This window comes from Methylobacterium sp. WL116, from assembly GCF_008039455.1.
GTDB lineage: Bacteria > Pseudomonadota > Alphaproteobacteria > Rhizobiales > Beijerinckiaceae > Methylobacterium.
Genome location: NZ_VRUV01000385.1, coordinates 1 through 4387, shown reverse-complemented (window position 1 = coordinate 4387; position 4387 = coordinate 1). Strand labels below are relative to the sequence as shown.

The 4387-nt window shown below is 70.8% G+C and carries 3 protein-coding genes and 1 pseudogene; 1 reads left to right on the top strand and 3 read right to left on the bottom strand.

Annotated features, from left to right (window positions below):
* Nucleotides 1-191 precede the first annotated feature (191 nt).
* The 3 genes from FV223_RS21020 to FV223_RS21010 form a co-directional block, all read right to left on the bottom strand.
* Nucleotides 192-512 (bottom strand): cytochrome c, encoded by a 321-nt coding sequence (locus FV223_RS21020; RefSeq protein ID WP_147728826.1) that lies wholly within the window; start codon nucleotides 510-512, stop codon nucleotides 192-194.
* Nucleotides 513-645: 133 nt separating this feature from the next.
* Complete coding sequence (locus tag FV223_RS21015) at nucleotides 646-1941, bottom strand: PQQ-dependent sugar dehydrogenase (RefSeq protein ID WP_147728825.1); 1296 nt, start codon at nucleotides 1939-1941, stop codon at nucleotides 646-648.
* 148 nt (nucleotides 1942-2089) lie between these two features.
* Nucleotides 2090-3592, bottom strand: coding sequence for an NAD(P)/FAD-dependent oxidoreductase (locus FV223_RS21010; protein WP_147728824.1), 1503 nt, complete (start codon nucleotides 3590-3592; stop codon nucleotides 2090-2092).
* 168 nt (nucleotides 3593-3760) lie between these two features.
* On the opposite strand from FV223_RS21010, the pseudogene FV223_RS21005 reads away from it, so the two are divergent.
* A pseudogene (locus FV223_RS21005) lies at nucleotides 3761-4387 on the top strand (hypothetical protein); the annotation flags it as partial.

Genomic DNA, 4387 nt, shown 5'->3' with positions numbered 1-4387 from the left:
AGCCCGCGGCGGCGAGCGCCAGGACGGTGCCGAGGGCGAGCAGCCCGCGCGACGCCGGCATGGCCGGCCATGCGCGCTGGCGAAAGGCCGACGCCTCCGGGCGCGGCATCGTCGACGTCCACATCGGAAACCTCCGCGTCGTTCGATCGGGATAGGGCGACGGGGCGCCGGGCGAAAGCCGCCTCGGGACCTCAGCCCGGCGGGATCACCTCGATCTGCAGGCCGCCGTAATAGGCCGCGAGGTTGGCGATGTCGGCGTCCGACAGGTCCTTCGCCACGACCGACATCACCGGGTTCTGCCGCGTCCCGTCGCGGTACTCTGTCAGCGCCTTCACCAGGTAGATCTCGACTTGGCCGGCGAGGTTGGGGGCCTCGGGCAGCTTCGAGAGCCCGTCCATGCCGTGGCAGGCCTGGCAGGCGGTGGCCCGCTTGCGCCCGGCGGCGGCATCGCCCGCTTGGACGGCGACGGGCGCGAGGGCGAGGATCAGGACGAGGAGGGATGGGCGGAGCATGGGGTGACCGGAAGCATTCTCGGGGGGACTCAGACAGCGCGTGCGCCGCGCTGGGCGACGCAGGCTCGGCGCGTTCTCCCTCCCCCTACGCGGGGGAGGGAAGAGGGTGCACGGCCCTCGACGGCCGATCGCCCTATTTCGCGTCGCCTTCGTACGAGATCCGGTAGATCGCCCCGGCCGCATCGTCGGAGACCAGGAGCGAGCCGTCGAGCAGCACCGCGACGTCCACGGGGCGGCCGAGATACTCGCCGTCGCCGGTCAGCCAGCCCTCGGCGAAGGGCTTGGGCGCGCCGACCTTGCCGTCGGAGACGGGCGCGAACATGATCCGCGCGCCCACCGGCTCGGTGCGGTTCCACGAGCCGTGCTCGGCGATGAAGAGGCCGCCGCGATAGGCCTGGGGGAACTGCTTGCCGTTGTAGAAGGTCAGCCCGAGATCGGCCGCGTGCGGCGGCAGCTCGGCCGCCGGCGCGACGGCGTCGGCCGGCGGCGTCTGGTCCTTGTACTCGACGGTGCGGACGGCGCCGCCGCCGAACCACGGGAAGCCGAAGTTCTCGCCGGCCTTTGTCGCGTGGTTGAGCTCGCCCGGCGGCTTGTCGTCGCCCATGCCGTCGACCTGGTTGTCGGTGAACCACAGCGTCTTGTCGGCCGCGAAGTCGATGCCGACGGAGTTGCGGATGCCGGTGGCGTAGACCTCGCGGTTCTTGCCGTCGGCGTCCACGCGCACGATGCCGCCGATGCCGTGCGTCCGGTACAGCTCGAGCTTCTCCGGCGCCGGCACGTTGTAGGGCTGGCCCAGCGCGATGTAGGTCTTGCCGTCGGGCCCGACGCGGCAGACCCGGGCGGTGTGGTTGTAGCTCTCTTCCCCAGCCGGGATCAGCTCGCCCTGCTTGACGACGATGCCGGCGGCGACGTCCGGGTTCTCGTAGAAGAACTCCGCCGCGGGGAAGGACAGCACCCGGTTCTGCTCGACGACCGTCAGCACGCCGTCCTTCGAGAAGCAGACGCCGTTGGGGATCTTGAAGTCGATGCCCGGCGCGAAGGCGCGGACCTCGTCGGCGACCCGGTCCTTGTCGCGGTCGGTGACGGTGTAGACCTTGGTCTTGCGGGTGCCGACGAACAGCACGCCGGCATTGGGGCCGACCGCGATCGAGCGGGCGTCGGGCACGATCGCGTAGACGTCGATCTTGAAGCCCTCGGGCAGCTTGATCCTGCCGAGCGTCTTGCGGATGGCGTCGGCCTTGCGCCCGGTCTGCGGGATCTCGGGCGCGGGCGCCGTGTTCGTGCTCTTGAAGCCCTGCAGCTTCTCCAGGTCGTCCGCCTTCGCCTTGGTCTCGGCGGGGGACGCGCCCTGCGCCAGGGCGGAGGTCGCGAATCCCGAGGTCGCGACGGCCGCGCTCGACAGGAGCGCGGCGAGAATCACCGATCGCATGGGGACCGATCGCATGGGGCTTGCCTCCCGAAACCGCCCCTGCAACCGGGCGTTGGCGGGAAGTGTATGCCGCGCGCCCGCATCGGCAAGGCCGCGTCGTGACGCGGCCGCATCACTGTCTTGGCAAACGCCCCTCGCCCCTGTCGCCTCAGGCGACCTTGCGCGGCACCAGCCGCTCGCTGCCGAGGGCGGCCTGCGCCCCCGATACGCCGGCCTCGGTGTACTCGGCATCCTCGTTGACCCGCCAGACGTCGTGGCGGCGATGGCCCGCGACGATGTTCTCGACGGTGAGCATCGCCGTCATCATCGCGTGGTCCTGGTTGTTGTACTTGTGCATGCCGTTGCGGCCGACGAGGTGCAGCGTCGGGAAGTCCCGCTCCAGCTCCATCCGCACCAGCGCGACGTTCTCGGCATAGGTCTCGTCGTAGACCGGGTAGGCCTTGGGCTGGCGCACGACGCAGGCGTCGACCACGTCGGCCGGGTCGATCAGGCCGATCTGCCCGATCTCGCGCTTGGCCAGAGCGACGAGGTCGGCATCGCTCGCGGTCCAGAGGCCGTCGCCCTCGAAGCAGAAATATTCGAGCCCGAGGCAGGTATGGGCCTCGTCGGGCACCATCTCGGGCGACCACGAGCGGAAGTTCTGCACCCGCCCGACCTGCACCGAGGGATCGTGGATGTAGATCCAGTTGTCGGGGAAGTTCTTCTGCGACTTGGCGATCAGCGCCACCGTGACGAAGTCGCGATACTGCAGCGCGCGCGCCTGGAAGGTGCTGATCGACCGCGGCGTGATCGCGTCCACGAGCTCGCGCACCGGCGCCGAGGAGATCACGTGGCGCGCGGTGAAGGTCTCGCGCGTGCCGTCGCCGCGAACCGCCGCGACGCGCCACAGGCCGGCAGCGGGGTCGAACGACAGGCCGTCGACGCCGCGGTCGAGCAGAACCCTGCCGCCCTGCGCGGCGATCTTCTCCGCCGCCGCCTCCCACATCATGCCGGGGCCGCGGCGGGGATAGCGGAACGACTCGATCAGCGTCTTGATCACCGGCTCGCCGGCCTTGGGCTTCGCCCGGATCCCGAGGGAGCGCTTCAGCGCGTCGCGGATGGCGGCGCCGAGGTCGAGGCCCTTGATGCGCTGCGCGGCCCAGTCGGCCGAGATCGCGTCGCAGGACATGCCCCAGACCTTCTCGGTGTAGGTCTTGAAGAAGATCGAGAACAGCTTCTCGCCGAACTGGTTGCGGACCCAGCCGTGGAAGTGCTTCGGCGCGGCGATCGGCCGGGCGCGGGCGTAGAGGTAGGACAGCACGCAGGCGGTGCTGGTGAGCAGCCCGAGATTGCGCAGGGCCTCGAAGGCCTTCAGCGGGTAGGCGTAGTACTTGCCCTGATAGTAGATCCGCGACAGGCGCGGCCGCTCGATGAAGTCGTCGGGCAGGAGCTCGTCCCAGAGGTCGACCACGGCCTTCGACTTCGAGAAGAAGCGGTGGCCGCCGATGTCGAACAGGTAGCCGTTGTGGCTCACCGTGCGCGAGATGCCGCCGACCTGGGTCGAGTCGCGCTCCAGCACGGTGACGTCGCGACCCTGCTTCGACAGCAGGTAGGCCGCGGTGAGCCCGGCGGGGCCGCCGCCGATCACCAGCGTCTCGGTGTGGTGACTCATCCGCTGCCCCGACCCGTCCTGAACGGGCGGAGCCTGCGCCCGACGTGGTTAAGGAAACCTCCCATGGCGACGGCCTTGACCGCCCGTTAAGCGCGTTCGCGGCAGGGTCGCGCGAGCGGAACGAGACCCGTCGCGGCCGGAGCGGCCGGCGGGCACCGGAGAGGCGCGATGGCGGCCACAGCTTCGTTTCCGGCCCGGAAGCCGGCACGCCTCGATGCGGGGACGATCCTGTGGCTGCTGGTGCTGTTCTGCGCGGTCACGCTGTATCCGCCGGGCGACGTGATCGAGACGATCCGGCACCTGCGCGTGCCCGACACCGACGACGCGATGCGCCTCGTCGAGGCGCGCGACCTCGCCGCCGGCCAGGGCTGGTACGACAACGTCCAGTACCGCTTCCTGCCGCCGGGCGGCGTGCCGAGCCACTGGTCGCGCCTGCTCGACGCGCCGCTGGCCGGCCTGCTCCTCGTCTTGACGCCCCTGCTCGGCTCCGGGCTCGCCGAGGGGATCGTCGCGGCGTTCTGGCCGCCGCTGCTGTTCGTGGTCTACGCCGCGGTGCTGTGGACCGGCGTGCGCACGACCTTCGGCAAGCGGGCGGCGGTGCTGGCGCTGCTCGCCGCGACCCAGACCTTCGGCGTCACCGTGCAGTTCGCCGCCGGCCGGATCGATCACCACAACCTCCAGATGATCGCGATCCTCGGGATGGCCATCGGCCTGATCCGTGGCGGCGGCCGGGCCGGAGCCGGAGCCGGGGCGCTGGCGGCCCTGTCGCTGGCGATCGGGCTCGAGGGCCTGCCC

Excerpts from the sequence above, each read along its gene's own strand:
- FV223_RS21010 (WP_147728824.1), bottom strand. The coding sequence starts at position 3,592 with ATGAGTCACCACACCGAGACGCTGGTGATCGGCGGCGGCCCCGCCGGG.
- FV223_RS21020 (WP_147728826.1), bottom strand. The coding sequence starts at position 512 with ATGCTCCGCCCATCCCTCCTCGTCCTGATCCTCGCCCTCGCGCCCGTC.
- FV223_RS21015 (WP_147728825.1), bottom strand. The coding sequence starts at position 1,941 with ATGCGATCGGTGATTCTCGCCGCGCTCCTGTCGAGCGCGGCCGTCGCG.